We start from the raw sequence: 2,602 nt of genomic DNA on the forward strand, positions 1-2,602 counted from the left end.
AGAGCTTCTTCGCGGGGGCCTCGATCAAGATTCCGGCCACTTGGGCTCGCCGGGTGCGTCGTCAGGCCATCCTGGCCTGACACCGTCAGGGCTGGAAGCCCTGACTACGCACACCGCTGGCTGGGATGACGATCAAGGCCTTCGCGGGTATCATCACTTCGACAACGACAACGACGCCAAAGGTGTTCCCTGATGAATTTGTTTCACTTATGAACGATCTCGCCCCGGTCGCCGGTATCCACAGTGTCCGCAGCGCACTCAAATTCGGCCGCGACGGCGTCGGCGAACTCTGGCTGGAGCGCAGCCGGCGCGACCGGCGCTTGGCGGAGTTGGCGGAGCTGGCCGGCCAGGCCGGCATCCCGGTGCGCCAACAGGACCGCGCCGCGCTGGATCAGGCGGCCGCCGGGGCCAACCATCAGGGTGCGCTTGCCTGGGTGCGCATCCCGGCGTCACGGCCCATTCAGGATCTCGACACCCTGCTGGACCAGATTGTCGGCCCGCCGCTGCTGCTGCTGCTCGATGAGGTCCAGGACCCCCACAACCTGGGCGCCTGTCTGCGCACCGCCGACGCGGCCGGGGTGCATCTGGTCATCGCCCCCAAGGACAACGCGGTGGGCCTGACGCCGGTGGTGTGCAAGGTGGCGAGCGGGGCCGCGGAGACCGTGCCCTATATCCAGGTCACCAATCTCGCCCGCACCATGGATCAGATCAAAGAACGCGGCATCTGGCTCATCGGTACCGCCGGCGACACGGCCGCGGATCTCTATGCCGCCGACCTGAAAGGCCCGATCGGTCTGGTGATGGGCAGCGAGGGATCGGGCCTGCGGCGTTTGACCCGCGAGCGCTGCGACCTCCTGGTGCGCCTGCCGATGGCCGGCACCGTCGAAAGTCTGAACGTCTCGGTGGCCGCCGGTGTCTGTCTTTATGAGGCGGTTCGCCAGCGGAGATAAGGAAGGAGTCAACAACAAATTAAACACAATCGTTGTCGTTGTCGTTGTCGTTGTCGTTGTCGTTGTCGTTGTCGTAATCGAGTTTATAGCCGTCGGACGTGATGTAGCCATCGGCCGTGATAACCGGACGTAGGGGCGGGTTTCAAACCCGCCCCTACACGTGTATCTGTCCGGATATCAGGTGCGAAGGCTATATGCTACCCGCGAGGACTCTCGCGCACCGCGTCGTCTCCGACAACGACAACGATAGCGACCGGGACGCCGAAGGGGTTTACTAATGGACTTGTTGTTCTTACTAGTGAACGGTTCCTAACCATGAAGCAATGTACCGATCTGCCGATCTTCTACAGCGACGGTTACCGGTATCAGTTGCAGACCCCGGGTCACCCCGAATGTCCGCAGCGGGTGCAGTCCATCATGGAGCGGCTCGCGCTGGAGGGTCTGGCCGATGGCGTCCGGGAGCCCGTGCCGGCCGCGCTGGAGGACATCCTCGCGGTCCATGCGGCCAGCCTCCTGGCCGAACTCGAGGGGGACTACGAAGGCGCTCTGGATCCGAATTGTTATCATCGCCCCAAGACCTACGAGACCGCCTTGCTCGCGGCCGGCGGCACCATCCAGGGTGCGGTGCAGGCGGTCGCGACGGGCGCGCCGACACTGGTCCTGCCGCGACCTCCGGGGCACCACGCCGGCCGGAATTTCTATGGTGGTTTCTGTTATTTCAACAACGTCGCGGTAGCCGCCGAGCATCTCCTGAAGACGGCAGGTCTGGCGCGCGTCGCCATCATCGATATCGATGTCCATCACGGCAACGGCACGGCAGCAATTTTCGCCCAGCGCCCGGATGTGCTCTATGTCTCCACGCATCAATGGGGCATCTATCCGGGCACCGGCGCGCTGGACGACTGCGGCAGCGGTGCGGGCGAAGGCTTCACCGTCAACCTGCCGCTGCTCGGCGGCGAAGGCGCGGCGACCTACGACCGACTCCTGTCCGAGGTCATCGTGCCGATCCTGCACCAGTACCAACCCGGTGCCATGATCGTGAGCATGGGTCTGGATGCGCATTACATGGACCCCCTGGCCGGCATCAATCTCACATCCCAATGCCTGAGCGACGCGTGCCTCGTCCTCAATGCGGTCGCGCAAGACCTGTGCGGCGGTCGGATCACCTATGTGCTGGAAGGCGGTTACCATCTCGAGGCCATCGCCGAGACCACCGCGGCGGTCGTCGCCGGGCTGACCGGGCGAGCGTTGCGCACACCGCTCAAGTTCAATCGCGGTGAGCAGCGTCCGGCGAATACCGAGGCGCTGCAGATCTATCGCGAGGTGCAATCGCGTTATTGGGCACTCTGAAGGGAGCACGATGGCCTTGATCATCGTTCCGGCCAGCGACGGCCTGTCCGCAACTGGAGGCCGAGGCTTTAGCCGATGGCGATTTCCGAGATCCTAAAGAAAATCCGTGGTGCCTGCACGCTGGACCGGCTAAAGCCTCGACCTCCGGTTGCCGGAACGATGACCAAAGTCGGCACGATCAGCGTCCTCTGGTCATGGTCTCACGTCATCAAGCGCGAGCAGGTCCCAGGAAAAGGGGCATTGCTCATTAATCCGGCCAGGCCCAAGCCGGCCCGCGTCGCGGTCGTGGGCCGCTCCTGCCG

The 2,602-nt window shown here is 64.0% G+C and carries 3 protein-coding genes and 1 pseudogene; all 4 read left to right on the top strand.

All coding sequences use genetic code 11. The features are described from left to right. A pseudogene (locus tag QZY03_RS23425) lies at positions 1-193 on the top strand (hypothetical protein); the annotation flags it as partial. A 16-nt stretch (positions 194-209) separates the two neighbouring features. Further along, positions 210-950, top strand: a complete 741-nt coding sequence (gene rlmB / locus QZY03_RS23430) for a 23S rRNA (guanosine(2251)-2'-O)-methyltransferase RlmB (RefSeq protein WP_295585107.1) — start codon at positions 210-212, stop codon at positions 948-950. Positions 951-1,265: 315 nt separating this feature from the next. After that, a complete protein-coding gene (locus QZY03_RS23435; RefSeq protein WP_295585109.1) occupies positions 1,266-2,300 on the top strand; it encodes a histone deacetylase in 1,035 nt (344 codons plus the stop codon). 75 nt (positions 2,301-2,375) lie between these two features. Further along, on the top strand, positions 2,376-2,602 hold a 227-nt coding region (locus QZY03_RS23440), incomplete at its 3' end, for a hypothetical protein (protein WP_295585111.1).

This window comes from uncultured Lamprocystis sp. (assembly GCF_903933125.1).
In the GTDB taxonomy this organism is placed as follows: domain Bacteria; phylum Pseudomonadota; class Gammaproteobacteria; order Chromatiales; family Chromatiaceae; genus Thiodictyon.

What these genes read in the sequence shown, in the direction of transcription:
- rlmB (WP_295585107.1), top strand. Translation starts at nt 210, where the DNA reads ATGAACGATCTCGCCCCGGTCGCCGGTATCCACAGTGTCCGCAGCGCA.
- QZY03_RS23435 (WP_295585109.1), top strand. Translation starts at nt 1,266, where the DNA reads ATGAAGCAATGTACCGATCTGCCGATCTTCTACAGCGACGGTTACCGG.